Raw genomic sequence first — 20,470 nt, forward strand, 5'->3', positions numbered from 1 at the left:
CGGTGGGGAGGGGAACTACAGGCGGGTGGCGGTGGCGGCGGCTAATTCATCCAGCAGCCGTTCGCTATCGTCCCAGCTCAGGCAGGGATCGGTAATCGATTGTCCCCAGGTCAGCGGCTGGCCCGCGACGACCTTCTGCGTGCCTTCCTGAAGGAAACTCTCGGCCATGATCCCGGCGATGGCGGTCGAGCCGGCGCGGATCTGCTGGCAGATGTCGGCGCAAACGTCCAGCTGACGGCGGTGCTGTTTCTGGCAATTGCCGTGGCTAAAATCCACCACCAGCTGTTCCGGCAGGTCGAACTCCGCCAGCGCTTCCCCGGCGGCGGCGATATCGGCGGCGTGGTAATTCGGCTTTTTACCGCCGCGCATAATGATATGGCCGTACGGATTGCCGCTGGTCTGGTAGATGGTCATCTGTCCCTGCTTATCCGGCGACAGGAACATATGGCTGGCGCGGGAAGCGCGGATCGCATCAACGGCGATACGGGTATTGCCATCGGTACCGTTCTTAAAGCCTACCGGGCACGAGAGCGCCGAGGCCATTTCGCGGTGGATCTGGCTCTCGGTCGTACGCGCGCCGATAGCGCCCCAGCTTATCAGGTCGGCAATAAACTGCCCGGTCACCATATCGAGAAACTCGGTGGCGGTCGGGACACCCAGTTCATTGACCTGCAGCAGCAGGCTACGCGCCAGCTCAAGGCCGTGATTCACCCGATAGCTGCCGTTCAGGTCGGGGTCGGAGATCAGCCCCTTCCAGCCAACCACCGTGCGCGGCTTCTCAAAATAGGTACGCATCACGATTTCCAGCTGCGGCTGGTAACGTTCGCGCATACCCTGCAGGCGGCGCGCATACTCCATCGCCGCATCAATATCGTGAATGGAACAGGGACCGATCACCACCAGCAGGCGGCGATCTTCACCGTTGAGAATTTTCTCGATTCGGCGGCGTGAGGCGGAAACGTGTGCGGCAACGTCGGCAGACACTGGATGCCGCTGAGCCAGTTCCGCAGGCGTTACCAGGCTTTCAATGCGCGCGGTACGCAATTCGTCTGTTTTATTCATTGGGGTCTCAAAATCTGTTTCTTCCGCGGCGAAAATGCCGGGAAGTGATGCGCATCACGATAAACCAATCCCCGCTTATTGCAAGAGCAGGGCATGATCCTGTATAGGGCTCAGGTGATAGCATAAACAAATTTTTAATAATGTACTAGTGTGTTAGTACATTCTGCGGCTTAACCCCATAATATCCATGATTTTGGTGGCGATCTCTTCCACGGAATAGTTGGTACTGTTCAGGCAAGGTATCTTGTTTTTGCGGTAAAGCGCCTCGACTTCGGTCACTTCCATCCGGCACTGGCGCATGGAAGCATAGCGGCTGTTTTCCCGCCGCTCTTCGCGGATGGCCGCCAGGCGCTCCGGATTGATCGTTAAGCCGAAGAGTTTGTGCTGTAGCGGCTTAAGCGAAGCCGGAAGAATCAGGTTGTCCATATCATCGGCGATAAACGGGTAGTTGGCGGCGCGGATACCGTACTGCATCGCCAGATACAGGCTGGTGGGGGTTTTCCCGCAGCGCGAAACGCCGAGGAGGATCACCTGGGCCTGATCGAGATTACGCAGAGAAATTCCGTCATCGTGGGCAAGGGTGTAGTCGATAGCGGCGATACGCGCGTCGTATTTGTTCAGGTTACCGGGCGTCAGGCCGTGGGTGCGGTGAGCGATTGGCGTCGGATCGAGGCGCAGCTCCTGCTGCAGGGGGGCCACCAGCGCCTGGACGATATCCTGACAAAAGCCTTCGCTTTGTAGGATGATGTCGCGGATTTCCGGCAGCACGATGGAGTAGAACACCAGCGGTCTAATGCCGGTCTGCTGGAAAATCGCGTCGATTTGCTCCTTCACGGCGCGCGCGCGGCTAATATTTTCGACAAACGGCAGGGTTACGCTGCTGGTGGCGACCGGGAATTGCGACATGACCGCATGACCCAGAACTTCCGCCGTAATAGCGGTACCGTCGGAAATATAAAATACGTGGCGATCTACAGCACTTTCCATTTTGACCATCCGGTATAATGAGTTTAATTGTCTGAAAGCTGATATTAAATTTAAGCATAACGCTCCAGGCTTTGTCTCATATTTAAAAAATGAAACGCTATTTTTATTTTTAATGAAAAGGTGAGTTCATTTTTCGCAACTGCGTATCTTTTGTATCAAATTTCATCAGATTTCTGAAGAATCATTAGCTTAGCTATATCTGGCAAAGAATCCTAAAAACGAAAAAATAATTTGCTTGAACGATTCACCGTTTCTTTCAGCTGGATAAATATGTCAGGATAAATCTCGTAGTCGATCGTGAATTATTTATCACTGGTATTAAATCACAAAAGGATTGTCTCGATGTCCAACAATGGCTCGTCACCGCTGGTGCTTTGGTATAACCAACTCGGCATGAATGATGTAGACAGGGTTGGGGGCAAAAATGCCTCCCTTGGTGAAATGATTACAAATCTGTCGGGTATGGGCGTGTCCGTACCGAACGGGTTTGCCACCACCGCTGATGCCTTTAATCAGTTTTTGGACCAAAGCGGTGTTAACCAGCGCATTTATGAACTGCTGGATGAAACCGACATTGACGACGTTTCCGCATTAGCGAAAGCGGGCGCACAGATCCGTCAGTGGATCATTGATACGCCGTTCCAGAGCGAACTGGAAAATGCGATTCGCGATGCCTATACCCAGCTGTCCGCCGATGACGCTGAGGCCTCCTTTGCCGTGCGCTCCTCCGCGACGGCGGAAGATATGCCGGACGCCTCCTTCGCCGGTCAGCAGGAGACATTCCTTAACGTGCAGGGCTTTGACGCCGTGCTCGTCGCGGTGAAGCACGTGTTTGCTTCGCTGTTTAACGATCGCGCCATTTCCTACCGCGTGCATCAGGGATACGATCACCGCGGGGTGGCGCTCTCCGCCGGGGTGCAGAGGATGGTGCGCTCCGATCTGGCCTCGTCCGGCGTGATGTTCTCCATCGATACCGAATCCGGTTTTGATCAGGTGGTGTTTATCACCTCCGCCTGGGGGCTCGGCGAGATGGTGGTGCAGGGGGCGGTGAACCCCGATGAGTTCTACGTCCATAAACCCACGCTGGAAGCGGACCGGCCGGCAATCGTACGCCGCACTATGGGGTCGAAAAAGATCCGCATGGTTTACGCCCCTACCCAGGAGCACGGCAAGCAGGTGCGTATCGAAGACGTGCCGCAGGCGCAGCGCGACGTCTTCTCGTTAACCGATGCGGAAGTGCAGGAGCTGGCGCAGCAAGCGGTTCAAATCGAGAAGCACTACAACCGTCCGATGGATATCGAATGGGCGAAAGACGGCCATACCGGTAAGCTGTTTATCGTGCAGGCGCGTCCGGAGACCGTCCGTTCCCGCGGCCAGGTGATGGAGCGCTATACCCTCCATGCGCAAGGACAGATTATTTCGGAAGGGCGCGCGATCGGCCATCGTATCGGCGCGGGTCCGGTGAAGGTCATTCACGATATCAGCGAAATGAACCGCATCGAGCCCGGCGACGTGCTGGTGACCGACATGACCGACCCGGACTGGGAGCCGATCATGAAAAAGGCGGCGGCGATCGTCACCAACCGCGGCGGGCGTACCTGTCATGCGGCGATTATCGCGCGTGAGCTGGGGATCCCTGCGGTAGTGGGCTGCGGTAACGCCACCGATCGCATCCAGGAAAACCAGAATGTGACCGTCTCCTGCGCCGAGGGCGATACCGGCTACGTGTATGCCGAAATCCTCGACTTCAGCGTCAAGAGCTCCACCGTTGGCGATATGCCGGATCTGCCGCTGAAGATCATGATGAACGTCGGTAACCCGGACCGCGCCTTCGACTTTGCCTGCCTGCCGAACGAAGGCGTGGGCCTGGCGCGTCTGGAGTTCATCATCAACCGTATGATTGGCGTCCACCCGCGCGCGCTGCTGGAGTTCGACGATCAGGAGCCGGGGCTGCAGAATGAAATCCGCGAGCTGATGAAAGGCTACGACTCGCCGAAAGAGTTCTACGTCGGTCGCCTGACCGAAGGGATCTCCACCCTTGGTGCGGCATTTTTCCCGAAACGGGTGATTGTGCGTCTTTCCGACTTTAAGTCTAACGAATACGCCAACCTGGTCGGCGGCGAACGTTACGAGCCGGAAGAAGAGAACCCGATGCTGGGCTTCCGCGGGGCCGGCCGCTATGTGTCAGAAAGCTTCCGCGACTGCTTCGCGCTGGAGTGTGAAGCGGTTAAGCGGGTGCGTAACGACATGGGCCTGACCAACGTCGAAATCATGGTGCCGTTTGTCCGGACCGTCGCGCAGGCAAAAGCGGTGGTTGAAGAGCTGGAACGCCAGGGCCTCAAGCGCGGCGAAAACGGCCTGAAGCTGATTATGATGTGTGAAATCCCATCGAATGCGCTGCTGGCTGAACAGTTCCTCGAATACTTCGACGGCTTCTCTATTGGTTCTAACGACATGACGCAGCTGGCGCTGGGGCTGGATCGCGACTCCGGTGTGGTCTCCGAGCTGTTCGATGAACGTAACGACGCGGTGAAAGCGCTGCTGTCGATGGCCATCCGCGCGGCGAAGAAGCAGGGCAAGTACGTCGGTATCTGCGGACAGGGTCCGTCTGACCATGAAGATTTTGCCGCCTGGCTGATGGAAGAGGGGATCGATAGCCTTTCCCTGAACCCGGACACGGTCGTGCAAACCTGGCTCGGCCTGGCGGAGCTGAATAAGTAAGTTCTCGCTAAAACAGGCAACTGGATACTCCCCGTCAGCTCAGCAGTGGCGGGGATTTTTTGTTTTTGGGGAACAGAAAACGGACAAAAAAAAGCCCATCGTGGGAGATGGGCAAAGACTACACACAGCAATTCGTTGTTTCACTCAGGGGATTTCCATGCTTATAAATCAATGCGTTGATTTATAACCGTGAGCTAATACTAGGCACTGAGGCTTTTTGCGTCGATCGGATTCCTCTCAATAGTTAAATTAAGGTAAAGAATCTGCGAAGCAAATGCGGTTAGCAGGCAGCGGGTGGTGGAATGACGTGAAAGATAGATTAGGATTTCTTAAGCTTTAAGGCTGTCGTGCCCGACATTGATAGGGACAGAGGGGCAAAAGGCGGGTTTCCCCGCCTTTTCACTTACTTATCCTGGGTGGCTCGGGTATTGAGCTCGCTCAGCTCCTCAAGCACCAGGTCGGGGTCCTTCGGCGGCGGCGGCGCTTCGTTAACCCACGCATCGTACAGTCGCCAGGAGACCGCCAGCAGCACCGGACCGATAAACAGCCCAATCATGCCGAACGCCACCAGGCCGCCGATAACGCCGGAAAGGATCAGAATCATCGGCAGGTCGGCGCCCATACGAATCAACAGCGGACGGATAAAGTTATCCATGGTGCCGACAACGCAGCTCCAGACCAGCAGTACGGTGCCCCATGTGGTATCACCGCTCCAGTACAGCCAGATAATTGACGGTACCAGAACCAGCAAAGGCCCCAGCTGCACAAGGCAGGTAAAGATCATCACCACGGTGAGCAGCGCGGCGTAAGGCACGCCGCTGACCGCAAGGCCAATACCGCCAAGCACCGCCTGGGCCAGGGCGGTGACGACCACCCCCAGCGCCACGGCGCGAATCGCCTGGCCGGCGAGGATCACCGCCGCATCGCCGCGTTTGGCCGCCAGACGGGTGGCAAAGTGGCGGAACCCATACGCAACCTGTTCGCCTCGCCAGTACAGCAGGGCGCTAAACAGCAGCATGAGTCCGCAGTAGACCAGCAGCTTGCCGATGTGCGCCGCCTGGCCAACAAACCATGTGGTGGTGGTGCCGAGATAGGGGCGAATTTTGACCATAATCGCCGTTCCCCCCATCTCCAGTAAATTGTGCCAGCCGGTATACAGCTTATCGCCAATCAGCGGAACGCTATTTAGCCACGCCAGATCCGGCGGCGTAAAGTTACCGCTGGTAATCACTTTTATTAATGGCGTGCTGTTATCCACCAGGCTGTTGACCAGCAGCGCAATAGGGATAACGAACAGTAAAAAGAGCAGCAGCGTCATCACCAGCACCGCCAGCGCGCGCTTGCCGAACAGCAGGCGCTGCAGGCGCAAAAGCACCGGCCAGGTGGCGATAACCACGGTACCGGCCCAGGCAAATGACAGGATAAATGGCTGAACGACCCACAGGCAGGAAATAATAATCAGGGACAAAAACAGCACCGACAGCAGAACTTGCGGTATGTCCCGGGGCTGATTGGGGTTAATCATGATAAAGTTTTACCTTTGCAGTCGCGTCACAAGGCTGACGCAGCGTAATTCCATGTACTGATAATAATATCAATATCTTCGCGCGCCTGATTTTGCCCTTAATTCTGGCGGGCGCATATGAAAAAAATGTGATAAAAAGTTGTGTGCACTACGCAAACGTTTAATCACTTACAACACAACATAGTCAGGCAGGGTCGAGCGTCATGATCCCACAGATTTCTCAAGCGCCAGGTGTCGTTCAGCTGGTGCTGAATTTTTTGCAGGTACTGGAGCAACAAGGTTTTACCGGTGATACCGCCACCAGCTACGCCGACAGGCTAACGATGGCGACTGATAACAGTGTATATCAACTGTTGCCGGATGCGATTTTATTCCCCCGCTCCACGGCAGACGTCGCTCTGCTGGCAAGACTGGCTGCGGAAGAACGTTTTAAATCACTGATCTTTACCCCGCGCGGGGGCGGTACCGGCACCAACGGTCAGGCGCTCAACGCCGGGATCATCGTCGATATGTCCCGCTATATGAACCGCATTATTGAAATCAACCCCGAAGAAGGGTGGGTGCGGGTGGAAGCCGGGGTCATTAAAGATCAGCTCAATCAGTTCCTTAAACCGTACGGCTACTTTTTTGCGCCGGAACTGTCGACCAGCAACCGCGCCACGCTTGGCGGGATGATCAACACCGATGCTTCCGGGCAGGGCTCGCTGGTCTACGGGAAAACCTCCGATCACGTGCTCGGCGTGCGCTCGGTGCTGATCGGCGGCGACATTCTGGATACGCAGCCGATTCCGGCGGCGCTGGCGGAAACGCTGGGCGCAGAACAGTCGGCGATCGGGCGTATTTACCGCACGGTCTATCAGCGCTGCAAAGCGCAGCGGCAGCTGGTTATCGATAAATTCCCCAAACTTAACCGCTTCCTGACGGGCTACGATTTACGCCACGTCTTTAATGACGAGATGAGCGAATTCGATCTGACCCGCATACTGACCGGTTCAGAAGGGACGCTGGCGTTTATTACCGAAGCGCGGCTGGATATTACCCGCTTACCGAAAGTACGCCGCCTGGTTAACGTTAAGTACGATTCCTTTAACTCCGCGCTGCGCAACGCGCCGTTTATGGTCGAAGCGAAGGCGCTGTCGGTCGAAACCGTCGACTCAAAAGTGCTGAATCTGGCGCGGGAAGATATTGTCTGGCATTCGGTCAGCGAGCTCATTACCGACGTTGCGGATAAAGAGATGCTGGGGCTGAATATCGTTGAGTTCGCCGGTGATGACGCCGAACTGATCGACGGCCAGGTGACAACCCTGTGCCAGCGCCTGGATGAGCTGATGGCGCGCGGCGAAGCGGGCGTTATCGGCTGGCAGGTTTGCCACGATCTGGACGGCGTTGAGCGCATCTACGCGATGCGGAAAAAAGCCGTTGGCCTGCTGGGGAATGCCAAAGGGGCCGCTAAACCGATACCCTTCGCCGAAGATACCTGCGTGCCGCCGGAGCATCTGGCCGACTATATTGTGGAATTTCGCGCGCTGCTTGACGGTCATGGCCTGAGCTACGGCATGTTTGGCCATGTGGATGCCGGCGTGCTGCACGTGCGGCCGGCGCTGGATATGTGCGATCCGCAGCAAGAGATGCTGATGAAGCGCATCTCCGATGACGTCGTAGCCTTAACCGCCAAGTATGGCGGCCTTCTGTGGGGGGAACACGGGAAAGGCTTCCGCGCCGAATATAGCCCGGCGTTCTTTGGGGCAGAACTGTTTGGCGAGCTGCGCAAGATTAAAGCCGCGTTTGACCCGGATAACCGTCTGAACCCCGGTAAAATATGCCCGCCGGAAGGCGTGGATGCGCCGATGATGAAGGTGGATGCGGTTAAGCGCGGGACCTTCGATCGGCAGATCCCCATTGCCGTGCGCAGCTCGTGGCGCGGCGCGATGGAGTGTAATGGCAACGGTCTGTGCTTCAACTTTGATGCCAAAAGCCCGATGTGTCCGTCGATGAAGGTCAGCAACCACCGTATTCACTCGCCGAAGGGGCGGGCCACGCTGGTGCGAGAATGGCTGCGCCTGCTGGCGGATCGCGGCGTCGACCCCAATCAGCTGGAAAAAGATCTGCCGGAAAAACGCGCCAGCCTGCGTACCCTGGTGGAGCGCACCCGCAATAGCTGGCACGCGCGTAAGGGAGAGTACGATTTCTCGCATGAGGTTAAGGAGGCGATGTCCGGCTGTCTGGCCTGTAAAGCCTGCTCGACCCAGTGCCCGATTAAGATCGACGTTCCGGAGTTCCGGTCGCGTTTCCTCCAGCTTTACCACAGCCGCTACCTGCGGCCGGTCCGCGATCATCTGGTGGCGGCGGTCGAATCCTACGCGCCGCTGATGGCGCATGCGCCGAAGACGTTCAACTTCTTTATTAATCAGCCGTGGATGCGCAAGCTATCGGAAAAGCATATCGGTATGGTCGATCTCCCGCTGCTCTCCGTCCCGTCGCTGAAGCAGCAGATGGTCGGTCATCGTTCGGCGAATACCACGCTGGAGCAGCTGGAAGCGCTGAGCGCAGAGCAGAAAGCGAAAAGGGTGCTGGTGGTTCAGGATCCGTTTACCAGCTATTACGATGCGCAGGTGGTTGCCGATTTTGTTCAACTGGTCGAAAAGCTAGGCTACCAGCCGGTGCTGCTGCCGTTTTCGCCAAACGGTAAAGCCCAGCATATTAAGGGCTTCCTGACGCGATTCGCGCGCACCGCGCAGAAAACCGCCGATTTCCTGAACCGGGTGGCCCAGCTCGGCATGCCGATGGTGGGGGTCGATCCGGCGCTGGTGCTCTGCTATCGCGATGAATACAACCAGGTGCTCGGCGACAAGCGCGGAGATTTCCGCGTGATGCTGGTGCATGAGTGGCTGCCGCAGGCGCTATCGGCAACCGCTGCGCAGGAGCAGGGCGGCGAGTCGTGGTATCTGTTTGGCCACTGTACCGAGGTCACGGCGCTTCCCGCTTCCACCAAACAGTGGGCGGATATCTTTGCGCGTTTTGGCGCGAAGCTGGAAAACGTTAACGTGGGCTGCTGCGGCATGGCCGGTACCTACGGTCATGAAGTGAAGAACCACGCCAACTCGCTGGCTATCTACGCGCTCTCCTGGCAGCAGGCGATGCAGCGCCTGCCGCGTAATCGTTGTCTGGTCACCGGCTACTCCTGTCGTAGCCAAGTGAAGCGTATTGAAGGCAGCGGCGTACGCCATCCGCTGCAGGCGCTACTGGAGATTATGGGATGATTTGGAAACGTCAGAGCACCCTGGAACAGCTGAACGCCATGGGCGACGGGAATATGGTCGGCCTGCTGGATATTCGCTTCGAGGCCCTTACCGATGACGCCATCGAGGCCACCATGCCGGTAGATAGCCGCACCCATCAGCCGTTTGGGCTGCTGCACGGCGGCGCGTCGGTGGTATTAGCGGAAACTTTAGGCTCGGTGGCCGGCTATCTGTGCAGCGAAGGCGAGCAGAAGGTGGTGGGGCTGGAGGTCAATGCCAACCATATCCGTTCGGTGCGCAGCGGGAGGGTTCGCGGCGTGTGCCGCGCGCTGCACGTCGGCTCCCGTCACCAGGTGTGGCAAATCGACATTACTGATGAACAGGGGCGCCTTTGCTGTTCGTCGCGGCTGACAACCGCAGTCATCTAAATTAGCAAGGGGGAAATGTCCCCCTTGCTGCTTTTGTATTCCGCTTCCAGTTTCACTTTTAATAAGAAAAATCCTGGCTTATCGCTGCCTCTCCCGAGGTTTTAATTATTCACGATGCGATACTTCCGCTTGCTGATTATTTGTCCGGTACGCGTTCAGGGCGTAGACCATTATCCCCGTGCTGACAAGTCTATGTATGCTAAATATAATTTTATGAAACATCATTAATATTTATGCTAATCTTTCTATACCAGATATTTACAAGGTAACAAGAGGACGGAGTTAGCTATGGGTATCATTTCATGGATCATTTTTGGGCTTATTGCCGGTATTTTAGCCAAGTGGATTATGCCGGGGAAAGACGGCGGCGGATTTATCGTTACCGTAATTCTGGGTGTCATCGGTGCAGTTGTCGGGGGTTGGATTAGTACTTTCTTCGGCTTTGGCCGTGTAGATGGTTTTAATTTCGGCAGCTTTGTCGTGGCGGTGATTGGTGCGCTGGTTGTCCTGTTTATCTACAGGAAGATCAAGAGCTAATTCGCTCTTCGTATCAGTAACGCCATAAAGTGAAGAGGCTGCCACCATCGTTGGCAGCCTTTTTAATATTTGCACCATGCCCGACAGGGCAATATCCCCTCTCTGAACGCTTATCCCGGAATACGCTGGCAGGTCAGGCCGCGCGGGGGAACGGTACGATTTCGATTTGGATCGGGTTCGTAGCGAATAGACTGGCCTGTCCGGCGACGTCGAGTCGTACTGATTTTACGGGGGGGGAAGAGGTTAATCGAGCAACACGCTAATAATTAACAACACGACCATACACATCGACATGACATCTGTTTCTATATCCATAATTCAGTACTACACAGGTTCCCGAACGGTCGCCAGGGCGACATTGCGTAAAAGATGAAGGAAATTTAGCAGCGCATTCTACATGAGCCAGTCAGCAGTGAATAAATCTTTATTTCTGTGAAATGACAATACTTACAATGAAAACGAATAGAATTTGTTGCATGAATGCATTTCGGCGCGCAGGCCGGATCGCGAGAGGGCAGAAAGCCCAATCCGCATAATCAGTACTTAGCAGGAAGTTTGTTGATTTTTATGAGTTTCCCCTCTTCCATTTCGATAAAACCACCGGTTTTCAGCGCCGCCAGAATGCGCATTACGCCGCTGCGGGAAAGCCGGGTTTTCTCTCTGATATATCTTTCAGCCGTCACGCTGTAGCGATAACCCTCCTCTTCCTCCATGAGCTTGATCAGCTGCTGGCGAATCATCTCGTACGCCGTTGGCGTGCCCTGGGGCATAACGTTATGATAGAGGCGGTTATAGACAAACATCAGCTGTTTAGAGAGCAGTCCCCATAGCGCCTTCTCTCTAATGATTTCCTCGACGCGACGGGTTGTGAGTACGCCAATCTGGCACGGCGTGACGGTTTTAAAATAGTCATCAAAGTAAATGTCCGTCAGGTTAGCGAGGCCGAAAAGGGCGGGACTGAGCGCCGTGGAAAGCATCATATTGTCACTTCTTCGGTATATCGCTATCGTCCCCTCCAGAAGGAGATAACACATCCCCTGACCGTTAACCTGAAGATCAAACTGCTCGCCGCGGCCCGTTCGGTACGTCGTGCAGTAGGGCTGCAAATGAGAAATAAATTCCTGTGCGTAAGGGGAGCCGCGGAAGGGTTGATTTGCAGATGGCATAGTCAGAAAATCCTGAAGGAGATCGGACTTATTATAACCTCGCGCGTATCTCTTGCCACTCCGAAGATACATGAACAATCAATACTTTCGCGGCAGGTGGTGGATGTCAATCAGCACTCCGCGCTCCATGGTAATGTATTTACCCGTTCGTAGCTCTGCGAGGATGCGCATAACGCCGCTGCGGGAAAGATAGGTTCGACTTTTGATATAGGCCGCCGCGGTGATACTTTGCCGGATAGCTTCGGGCTCTTGCATTAATTCAACAAGTTGAAAACGAATGATGTCATAGGCTGACATTTGCGATATTTGCGCGCAGTGCTCATAAACCCGCGATGCGGTATAGATCAGCAGCTTTGAAAAATGCTCCCATAAGTTCTGTTGCGCCACTACGCGATTAAACGTTTCCAGCGAAACGGCCGCAATTTCCGATGTTTCCAGTACCCTGACGTAAAGTCGTTCAGAGGAAAACTGGCTACACACGCCGAGAAGAAATGGCGATGACTCAGAATTTAAAACAATCCCGTCTCCGCGACGATGCAGCGCGACGCTGCCCTGGATAAGTAAAAAACACTGACGAACGTTATTACCGTAATAATGGACGATCTCCCCTTTCGAGACTATTCGTCTCTCGGCGTACGGCAGGACATTATCAATTAATTTCTCAATGTGCTTAAAGGGTTTTATCTCAAGTACTTCCGCTGGCTCGTTGCCGAATTCAGGAATAATTCTCGTGTTCATAAGATACCTCACTAACTTATGCGATCGTTTTTTGATCGATGTTGGGAATTATCTTAAAAAACAGCATCTCAGGGAATATTGGCGCCGGGTCTAATAATAGACTTGGGTGGATTATGGTTATAATTAATTGATTTTATTGATTTTGTCTCGCCAGTCCAAAAGTAGACCGGGGTCAGTGTGATTAAGTAATTTCTTAATTTGAATGTTTTATTTTTGTTAATTTCGAGTCTACATTTAGACCGCGAAATAGATTGTGCGCTGAAAAAATGTTGTATAAATTTTGTCTCGTCGGCAGGGGTAATCCGGTTTTAATAAAATGAAACAGTGGTGATCTATATACCACTGTTTCCCGGCAATATATTAAAGCAATGGCAAAATGCGTTTATTAAATATTTTGCCTGAATGTAAATAAAGTAAAACAGGATGTGTCGTTATGAAAAAGAAAATTGTTATTGCGATACTTGCAGCAGGTTCTGCATTATCAATGACTCAGGCTTTCGCAGCAGCGGGTACCGTTAATTTTAATGGCAATATTTTGGATGCCGCCTGCGACATCGATGTCGCGTCAAAGGACCAGGTGGTTGTTTTGGGCGATTATTATAAAACTGAATTTCCGGTAGCCGGTTCGAGAACCGCCGCGACGAAATTCGATATTATTTTGAAGAACTGTCCGGTGACGGTTAACAATGCCAAAGTCCGCTTTGATGGCACGCCTGATTTAAGTAACTCCAGCCTGCTGGCTATTGACTCGTCGGTCGCTGGCGCAGCCTCCGGTGTCGCGATTAATCTGATGACGGCGGATAAAGCCGATCTGCCTCTGCACGGCAGCAACGGTTACTCCTACCCGCTCACCAGCACCGCTGATAATACGCTGAATTTCTATGCTCAGTATGTGTCGACCACTGCGACGGTGGTTGCCGGCCCAGCTAACTCGGTCGCGAACTTCTCAGTGGTTTACAACTAAGTTTCTGCAGTAATCAGTAGGGGGCCGGCCCGGCCCCTTTGTTTTAAGAGGTATTAAATGCGTTTTATCAGAACAATTGGCCTGGCGATAACAATGTTAACGCTGGTGCAGGCAACCGCCACTGCCGGGGTAATTATTGGCGGCACGCGGATCATTTTCGATGGTGCAAAAAAAGAAGCGTCAATCAGCGTTAATAATCCTGATGCGACGCCTTATTTAATTCAGTCATGGATAGATGAGCAGGAAGGTGGTTCTGGTAAAGCGCCTTTTATTATTACGCCACCGATGTATCGCCTCGACAGCGGACAAAAAAATATTGAGCGAATTGTCGCGACAGGTTCACTGCCTCAGGCCAAAGAAAGTTTATTCTGGATAAATATTAAAGCGATTCCCTCGGCATCAAAGCAGATGAACTCCCTGCAAATTGCCGTAAAAACGCGCATCAAGCTGATTTATCGTCCCGTTACGCTTCGCGCCTCAACGCCGGAGGAACAGGCAAATAAACTCACCTGGCAAAGAAGCGGCAATGAACTTCAGGTTAATAACCCAACGCCTTACGTCATTAATTTCAATGAAATTACCGTGGGCGGAAAAATGCTTGCCCAGGTGACCTACGTCATGCCGGGTTCGACCACCCGGTTCCGCTTGCCGGACGGGGCCTCCGGCAATGCCCTGACATTTAAAGTTATTAATGACTACGGCAGCCCCGGTCCGTCACATCAAGCCAGTTTGTAATCCCTGAACAAATGGCAAGCCCAGCGTTAAATAGGTAATAGCGATGACAATAAAAAATAATAAGTTGCGACCTGCTCGTCTTGCTACGCTTATCGCCATAGTGTTGAGCGGTTTCTCTCCGGAACTGTATGCCAGTGATTCGTTTAATACGGCTCTGGTAGAGCTGGATAATCCCGGCGTGGGCAAAGCGGATTTATCGGCTTTTGAATCGGGCTCTCAGGCGCCGGGAACATACCATGTGGATATTATTCTTGATGACCAGTTAATGGACACCCGGGATATTCCTTTTTCGATGGCAAAGACCGGGGGCGGTAATGAGGTATTGCAGCCCTGTCTGAGCGTGGAACAATTAAAACAGTGGGGAGTGAAAACCGAACTTTTTCCCCAGCTGTCGGTAGAAAATAGTGATTGCGCCAATCTCCAGGCTATTCCGCAAGCCAGCGCTGATTTTCAGTTTGGCGCCCAGCGGCTGGTTATCAGCATTCCCCAGGCGGCGATCGACCTGCCGGCCAGGGGCTATGTACCGCCGGAAATGTGGGATGAGGGGATTACTGCGGCATTGCTCAATTACAGCCTGAGCGGAGCGAACACTCGGGCGAAAACGGGCCAGGGCGGCAGAAGCGACAGCCAGTATGCGAACCTGCGTCCGGGGATCAATATAGGGCCGTGGCGTTTTCGCAACTATACCACCTGGTCACGGGAGTCCTCCGGCCAGGATAAATGGGATACCGTTTATACCTACGCGCAGCGGGCCATTATTCCTCTGAAAGCCCAGCTTACCGTTGGTGACAGCTCCGCGCCTGCCGACGTGTTCGACAGTATGCCGTTTCGCGGCGGCCAGCTGGCATCCGATGACGACATGCTGCCGGATTCTCTTAAGGGCTATGCGCCCGTAGTACGCGGCATCGCCCGAACCAATGCGCAGGTCGTGGTGCGCCAGAACGGCTACCAGATCTACCAAAGCTACGTTGCGCCGGGCGCCTTTGAAATCACGGATATGTATCCTACCGGCGGGGCAGGCGATCTCGACGTGACGATTAAGGAAGCCGATGGCAGCGAACAGCACTTCACGCTGCCCTACGCCTCGCTGCCTGTACTGCAGCGGGAAGGCCGGTTCAAATACGCCATCACCAGCGGGCAGTATCGTTCATATAACAGCAGCGTGGATAAAACCCCTTTCGGGCAGGCAACGGCAATTTATGGCCTGCAGCATGGCTTTACCCTCTATGGCGGCCTGCAGGAGTCAAGCAAATATCAGTCGCTGGCATTCGGCGTGGGTAAAAATATGGGGGCGTTAGGCGCTATCTCCACGGATGTCACGCAGGCCTGGTCAACGCCGGATAAAACGGATAAATCGCGCGGCCAATCCTGGCGAGCGCGATACAGCAAAAACTTCATCGATACCGGGACCAACTTTTCCATTGCGGGATACCGCTATTCCACCAGCGGCTATTACGGGATGCAGGAAGTTCTGGATTCATATGGAGACAGCAGCGCGCTGCAGGACCGCAGGCGTAACCGCGCGGAGCTGACGATGAGCCAGACGCTGAGCCGCGAACTGGGATCGCTAACCCTCAGCGCGGCGAGGGAAGATTACTGGAACTCCGCCAGGTCGATGGCTTCGTGGAGCGTCGGATACAACAACTACTGGCGCAATATCAGCTACGGCCTGACCTGGACATACAGCAAAAATGGCAGCGCGACGTCAAACGACAGCGCGAATAACAGCGCCCACGACCAGCTGCTGGCGTTTAACGTCAGCGTACCGTTGGATAAATTCCTCCCGCAAACGTGGGCCAGCTATGGCATGAACGCCAGCAAGAATGGTGGAACGACGCATAATATCGGCATGAACGGGGTCGCGCTGGAGAACAACTCGCTGAACTGGAACGTCCAGCAGGGTTACGGTACGGATGGCGTGGGTTACACCGGCAATATGAACGGTGACTATAAAGGGACGTACGGCGAAGTGACGGCGGGGTATAGCTACGACAAAAACAGCGAGCGGCTTAATTATGGTCTGCAGGGGGGCGTTATCGCCCACGCCGATGGTATCACGCTTTCCCAACCGCTCGGTGAAACCAATGCCCTGATAAAAGCCCCCGGCGCACATGGCGTGAATATTCGCAACCAACCCGGCGCGCGCACGGACTACCGGGGATATACGGTAGTCAGCAATATTTCCGTCTATCGAAAAAACGACCTGACGCTCGATCCGCAAAATATGCCTGAGGATGTAGAGCTGGAGATAAACACCGACACGGTTACCCCGACGCGAGGCGCGGTGGTGCGCGCCGATTATCTTTCCAAAGTGGGGCGCAGGGTCCTGATGACCTTAACCGACAATAACCGCTTCGTGCCGTTCGGGGCGGTGGTGACGCTTGCGGATGATAATAAGAGCAGCTTTATCGTTGGCGATCGCGGCCAGGTTTTTTTAAGCGGAATGCGCGAGCAGGGGGCGATCTTCGTCACGTGGGGCCGCCAGTCCAGCCAACAGTGCCGTGCTGATTTCAGCCTGCCGAAACAATCAACCTACGCTGGAATAACAGAAGTTAGCGCCAGTTGCCACCAGGAACGTTAAACATGAGATTGATTTACTCTGTTATTTTGCTCGGCTTGATCGCCGGATGGAATAACGCGCGTGCCGGAACCTGCACCACCATTACCCCGCAGATCTCCACTCTGTCCGTGGGAACGATTACCGTACCGCGTGATGCGCCGGTCGGGACCGTTATTTTTTCGGGGGGCGGGACATATACGGGCTCTTACCTTTCCGGCTGTACTAACCCACTCATGCTGGGTTTCAGCATGCGATATAATAATGCGACGCTGAGCAGCTACGGTAATCACGTTTACAACACTAATATTAGCGGTATTGGTATTCGTTTTTCATCAAACGCTTATTTTGAAAATCCGAGTAATACATTCTCCTATAACGCACAGACCTCTTATGTCGACTGGTACGGCGGTAACATACAGCTGGTGGTGACCGGGCAGGTATCATCAGGCGCATTAACGCCGGGAACGATCGGGGTGGTGACGCTCCAGGGCAGCGACGGCGTCTACCGTGATGGCCTGACCGCAACGCTGACCGATGGGACAATCAACGCCCTGGCCTGCAGTATCACTACGCCTCAGTTGAACTTCATCATTGGCGATATTCCCGCTTCAACGTTCGGCTCGACGGTAGGCACCACGCCCGCTGGCGCGCAGAATACGCAAAATCTGGGGTTAAGCTGCAGCGCCGGCACCAATATCACCGTTTCGCTGAGCGGCGTACAAAATCCCGATAGCGCCAACCCCAGCGTAATGGCATTAACGGGGCAGGGCAGCGCCGGGACGGCAAAAGGCGTCGGCGTGCAGCTTTTATATAATGGCGCGCCGCTGTCCATCAATAGCCCGCTGTTATTAAAACGGTCATCGGGCGGGCAAGAAACGCTGCCGCTGACGGCCCGTTATTATCAGACCTTAACTTCCGTTGAGTCCGGCTCGGCAAATGCGACCGCCACGCTTAATTTGACGTACCAGTAACGGGTGAAAAAATGAAAATACGCCATAAAAAATTGCTTATTCTGACGTTGCTGTGCTGGAACGTTTTTTCTGCCGACAGCGTGACGATGGGGGTGACGGGAAATATTGTCGCCTCGCCCTGTATATTCAATGGGGGAAACAGCAACCTCGATGTCAATCTGGGCGATATTCAGGCAACCAACATGGCCACGCCCGGGTCATCCTCCGACCCTGTGGCCTTTAATTTGCTGTTTACCAACTGTCCGGCGGGAACGCGCAGCGTAACGGCCTCCTTCACCGGCACTCCCGATCCGCTTGCCGGTCCTGACTATTATCTGAATAGCGGTACGGCAACCAACGTGGCGGTAGCGATGAGTGAAGCGGGCAGCGGCGCGCTAAAGGGAACGGGTTCCAGCATCACCCACAATATCGCGGCTGACAGAACCGCAACCCTGGCTATGCAGGCCTCGGTAAAATCGGTGTCAGGCGGTGCGACGCCCGGAAGCGTCAGTGCCGTTGTGGTCATGACGCTGCAGTACAATTAAACGGGCATCCGTTTAGCGATACGCGGTAGCGCCTTGATCGCCGTCATGGCGCTGCCCTTTTAATTTCCGTGGTTATCGCGGTCTTTTTGCCTCATGACCGGGAAAGATAACGTCCGCCATTTCTCCTTTTTACCCGCAGTACGTGATTGTGACTCTTTTGCCCTTCACGGCGGGTTCTGTGCAACGCAAATTCGCTATCTCAAAAATAGGTATTTCCGATGCATATTTTAACTTTCCTGCAATTTCTACCTTTCTGTCACTGAAATGCATTATTAATCAATGCATTGAACAATTTATTCCATCTCCGATATCTCTTCTGTCAGGGTCTATGCTTATAAAAAGCACTGAATGGGGAAATACCCCTTCTCTGGATGGGTTGAAGTGATAATCATTATCACTAACATAGCGATATGGCCCGATGGCGTCAACCTATGAGGTAGAGCGATGAATTCACATGCAGGAACTTTCAATCCCGAAGATTTTAGCTGGCGTGGGCTGGTCATGACCCCAGCCGCCGCCGCCCATATTCGCGATCTGGTCCGCAAACAGCCGGATATGCAGGGGCTGCGGCTTGGCGTTAAAACCAGCGGCTGCGCCGGTTTTGGCTACGTTCTCGAGCTAATTGCTGAACCGGCGAAAGACGATCTGTTATTTGAGCGCGATGGCGCGAAGCTGTGGGCGCCGCTGCAGGCGATGCCGTTTATCGACGGCACCGAGCTTGATTACGTTCGCGAAGGCTTAAATCAAATCTTCAAATTTCATAACCCTAAAGCCCAGCACGAATGCGGCTGCGGCGAAAGTTTTGGCGTTCAGGCGGAGTAACTATGTCTCGTAATACTGAAGCAACTGACGATGTCAAAACCTGGAGCGGCGGGCCACTCAACTATAAAGAGGGCTTTTTCACTCAGCTACGGACCGATGAGCTGGCGAAAGGCATAAATGAAGAGGTGGTCAGGGCGATTTCTGCGCGCCGCAATGAGCCAGAATGGATGCTGGAGTTTCGTCTGAACGCGTTTAAGGCCTGGCAGGCGATGGAAGAGCCGCACTGGCTGAAGGCGCACTACGACAAGCTGAACTATCAGGATTACAGCTATTATTCAGCCCCCTCCTGCGGCAACTGCGATGACACCTGCGCCTCTGAGCCCGGCGCGCTGCAGCAAACGGGGTCCAGCGCGTTTCTGACCAGCGAAGTCGAAGAGGCGTTTAACCTTCTCGGCGTGCCGGTGCGGGAAGGACGGGAAGTGGCCGTCGACGCCATTTTTGACTCGGTTTCGGTGGCGACCACCTATCGCGAAAAGCTGGCGGAACAGGGGATTATTTTCTGTTCCTTCGGCGAAGCGATCCACGATCACCCGGAACTGGTGAAGAAATACCTCGGCACCGTGGTGCCGGGCAACGACAACTTCTTTGCCGCCCTCAACGCGGCGGTGGCGTCCGACGGCACCTTTATCTATGTGCCCAAAGGCGTACGCTGCCCGATGGAGCTGTCGACCTATTTCCGCATCAACGCGGAAAAAACCGGCCAGTTCGAACGCACCATTCTGGTGGCCGACGAAGGCAGCTACGTGAGCTATATCGAAGGCTGTTCGGCGCCGGTACGCGATAGCTACCAGCTGCACGCGGCGGTGGTCGAGGTGATTATTCATAAAGACGCCGAGGTGAAGTACTCCACGGTGCAAAACTGGTTCCCCGGCGACAACAATACCGGCGGGATCCTCAACTTCGTCACCAAGCGCGCCCTGTGCGAAGGCGAGAACAGCAAAATGTCGTGGACCCAGTCGGAAACCGGCTCGGCGATCACCTGGAAGTATCCGAGCTGCATTCTGCGCGGGGATAACTCCATCGGCGAATTCTTCTCGGTGGCGCTGACCAGCGGCCATCAGCAGGCGGACACCGGCACCAAGATGATCCATATCGGCAAAAACACCCGTTCGACGATTATCTCGAAGGGCATTTCCGCCGGCCACAGCCAGAACAGCTATCGCGGTCTGGTCAAAATCATGCCGACGGCGACCAACGCGCGCAACTTCACCCAGTGTGACTCCATGCTGATTGGCCCGGACAGCGGGGCGCATACCTTCCCGTACGTGGAATGCCGCAACAACAGCGCGCAGCTGGAGCACGAAGCGACCACCTCCCGTATCGGCGAAGATCAGCTGTTCTACTGCCTGCAGCGCGGAATCAGCGAAGACGATGCGATTTCGATGATCGTCAACGGTTTCTGTAAAGACGTCTTCTCAGAGCTGCCGCTGGAGTTTGCCGTAGAAGCGCAAAAATTACTGGCGATTAGCCTTGAACACAGCGTCGGCTGAT

Annotated in this window: 16 protein-coding genes and 1 other RNA gene; 11 read left to right on the forward strand and 6 right to left on the reverse strand. The window is 54.5% G+C overall.

Annotated elements, in window-relative coordinates; genetic code table 11:
- Window positions 1-15: 15 nt before the first annotated feature.
- Entirely contained in the window at window positions 16-1,062 is a 1,047-nt protein-coding gene (aroH, locus tag ABLU88_RS08280) for a 3-deoxy-7-phosphoheptulonate synthase AroH (RefSeq protein WP_025108222.1), read from the reverse strand.
- Window positions 1,063-1,215: 153 nt separating this feature from the next.
- Entirely contained in the window at window positions 1,216-2,049 is an 834-nt protein-coding gene (locus tag ABLU88_RS08285; protein WP_004851771.1) for a pyruvate, water dikinase regulatory protein, read from the reverse strand.
- Between the two features lie 342 nt (window positions 2,050-2,391).
- On the opposite strand from ABLU88_RS08285, the gene ppsA reads away from it, so the two are divergent.
- A complete protein-coding gene (gene ppsA, locus ABLU88_RS08290; RefSeq protein ID WP_064379825.1) occupies window positions 2,392-4,770 on the forward strand; it encodes a phosphoenolpyruvate synthase in 2,379 nt (792 codons plus the stop codon).
- Between the two features lie 83 nt (window positions 4,771-4,853).
- Here ppsA and rprA read toward each other — a convergent pair.
- Window positions 4,854-4,961, reverse strand: an RNA gene (rprA, locus tag ABLU88_RS08295) — antisense sRNA RprA.
- Window positions 4,962-5,173: 212 nt separating this feature from the next.
- Entirely contained in the window at window positions 5,174-6,295 is a 1,122-nt protein-coding gene (gene ydiK, locus ABLU88_RS08300) for an AI-2E family transporter YdiK (RefSeq protein WP_049082328.1), read from the reverse strand.
- A gap of 203 nt (window positions 6,296-6,498) precedes the next feature.
- Between ydiK and ABLU88_RS08305 the strand changes: the two genes are divergently transcribed.
- The 3 genes from ABLU88_RS08305 (at window position 6,499) to ABLU88_RS08315 (ending at window position 10,499) form a co-directional block, all read left to right on the forward strand.
- Window positions 6,499-9,555, forward strand: a complete 3,057-nt coding sequence (locus ABLU88_RS08305; RefSeq protein ID WP_025108220.1) for an FAD-binding and (Fe-S)-binding domain-containing protein — start codon at window positions 6,499-6,501, stop codon at window positions 9,553-9,555.
- Window positions 9,552-9,962 (forward strand): 1,4-dihydroxy-2-naphthoyl-CoA hydrolase, encoded by a 411-nt coding sequence (gene menI, locus ABLU88_RS08310; protein WP_038424640.1) that lies wholly within the window; start codon window positions 9,552-9,554, stop codon window positions 9,960-9,962. Before ABLU88_RS08305 ends, menI begins: the two co-directional genes overlap by 4 nt.
- Window positions 9,963-10,250: 288 nt before the next feature.
- Entirely contained in the window at window positions 10,251-10,499 is a 249-nt protein-coding gene (locus ABLU88_RS08315; RefSeq protein ID WP_004851762.1) for a GlsB/YeaQ/YmgE family stress response membrane protein, read from the forward strand.
- Window positions 10,500-11,035: 536 nt separating this feature from the next.
- Here ABLU88_RS08315 and ABLU88_RS08320 read toward each other — a convergent pair.
- Both ABLU88_RS08320 and ABLU88_RS08325 read right to left on the reverse strand, forming a co-directional pair.
- On the reverse strand, window positions 11,036-11,665 hold the full coding sequence (locus tag ABLU88_RS08320; RefSeq protein WP_025108218.1) for a helix-turn-helix domain-containing protein: 630 nt from the start codon (window positions 11,663-11,665) through the stop codon (window positions 11,036-11,038).
- A gap of 78 nt (window positions 11,666-11,743) precedes the next feature.
- Window positions 11,744-12,403 carry a helix-turn-helix domain-containing protein gene (locus ABLU88_RS08325; protein WP_348836293.1) on the reverse strand — a complete coding sequence of 220 codons (660 nt, stop codon included), beginning with the start codon at window positions 12,401-12,403 and terminating at the stop codon, window positions 11,744-11,746.
- Window positions 12,404-12,836: 433 nt separating this feature from the next.
- Between ABLU88_RS08325 and ABLU88_RS08330 the strand changes: the two genes are divergently transcribed.
- The 7 genes from ABLU88_RS08330 to sufB all read left to right on the forward strand — a co-directional run bounded on the left by ABLU88_RS08330 (window position 12,837) and on the right by sufB (window position 20,469).
- The gene (locus ABLU88_RS08330; RefSeq protein ID WP_025108216.1) at window positions 12,837-13,367 is read left to right on the forward strand and encodes a fimbrial protein; all 531 of its coding nucleotides are present in this window, start codon (window positions 12,837-12,839) and stop codon (window positions 13,365-13,367) included.
- A gap of 57 nt (window positions 13,368-13,424) precedes the next feature.
- Window positions 13,425-14,102: a molecular chaperone gene (locus tag ABLU88_RS08335; protein WP_025108215.1), complete on the forward strand. Its 678-nt coding sequence runs from the start codon at window positions 13,425-13,427 to the stop codon at window positions 14,100-14,102.
- A gap of 43 nt (window positions 14,103-14,145) precedes the next feature.
- Window positions 14,146-16,683 (forward strand): fimbria/pilus outer membrane usher protein, encoded by a 2,538-nt coding sequence (locus ABLU88_RS08340; protein ID WP_064358128.1) that lies wholly within the window; start codon window positions 14,146-14,148, stop codon window positions 16,681-16,683.
- A gap of 2 nt (window positions 16,684-16,685) precedes the next feature.
- Window positions 16,686-17,633 (forward strand): fimbrial protein, encoded by a 948-nt coding sequence (locus ABLU88_RS08345; RefSeq protein WP_221687631.1) that lies wholly within the window; start codon window positions 16,686-16,688, stop codon window positions 17,631-17,633.
- 11 nt (window positions 17,634-17,644) lie between these two features.
- Window positions 17,645-18,157: a fimbrial protein gene (locus ABLU88_RS08350; RefSeq protein WP_025108212.1), complete on the forward strand. Its 513-nt coding sequence runs from the start codon at window positions 17,645-17,647 to the stop codon at window positions 18,155-18,157.
- Window positions 18,158-18,601: 444 nt separating this feature from the next.
- Window positions 18,602-18,979 (forward strand): Fe-S cluster assembly scaffold SufA, encoded by a 378-nt coding sequence (gene sufA / locus ABLU88_RS08355; RefSeq protein ID WP_004119171.1) that lies wholly within the window; start codon window positions 18,602-18,604, stop codon window positions 18,977-18,979.
- A gap of 2 nt (window positions 18,980-18,981) precedes the next feature.
- Window positions 18,982-20,469 carry a Fe-S cluster assembly protein SufB gene (gene sufB / locus ABLU88_RS08360; protein ID WP_004851745.1) on the forward strand — a complete coding sequence of 496 codons (1,488 nt, stop codon included), beginning with the start codon at window positions 18,982-18,984 and terminating at the stop codon, window positions 20,467-20,469.
- The last annotated feature ends 1 nt before the right edge of the window (window position 20,470 follow it).

Source organism: Klebsiella sp. GW_Kp182, from assembly GCF_040062275.1.
Classification (GTDB): Bacteria; Pseudomonadota; Gammaproteobacteria; order Enterobacterales; family Enterobacteriaceae; genus Klebsiella; species Klebsiella michiganensis.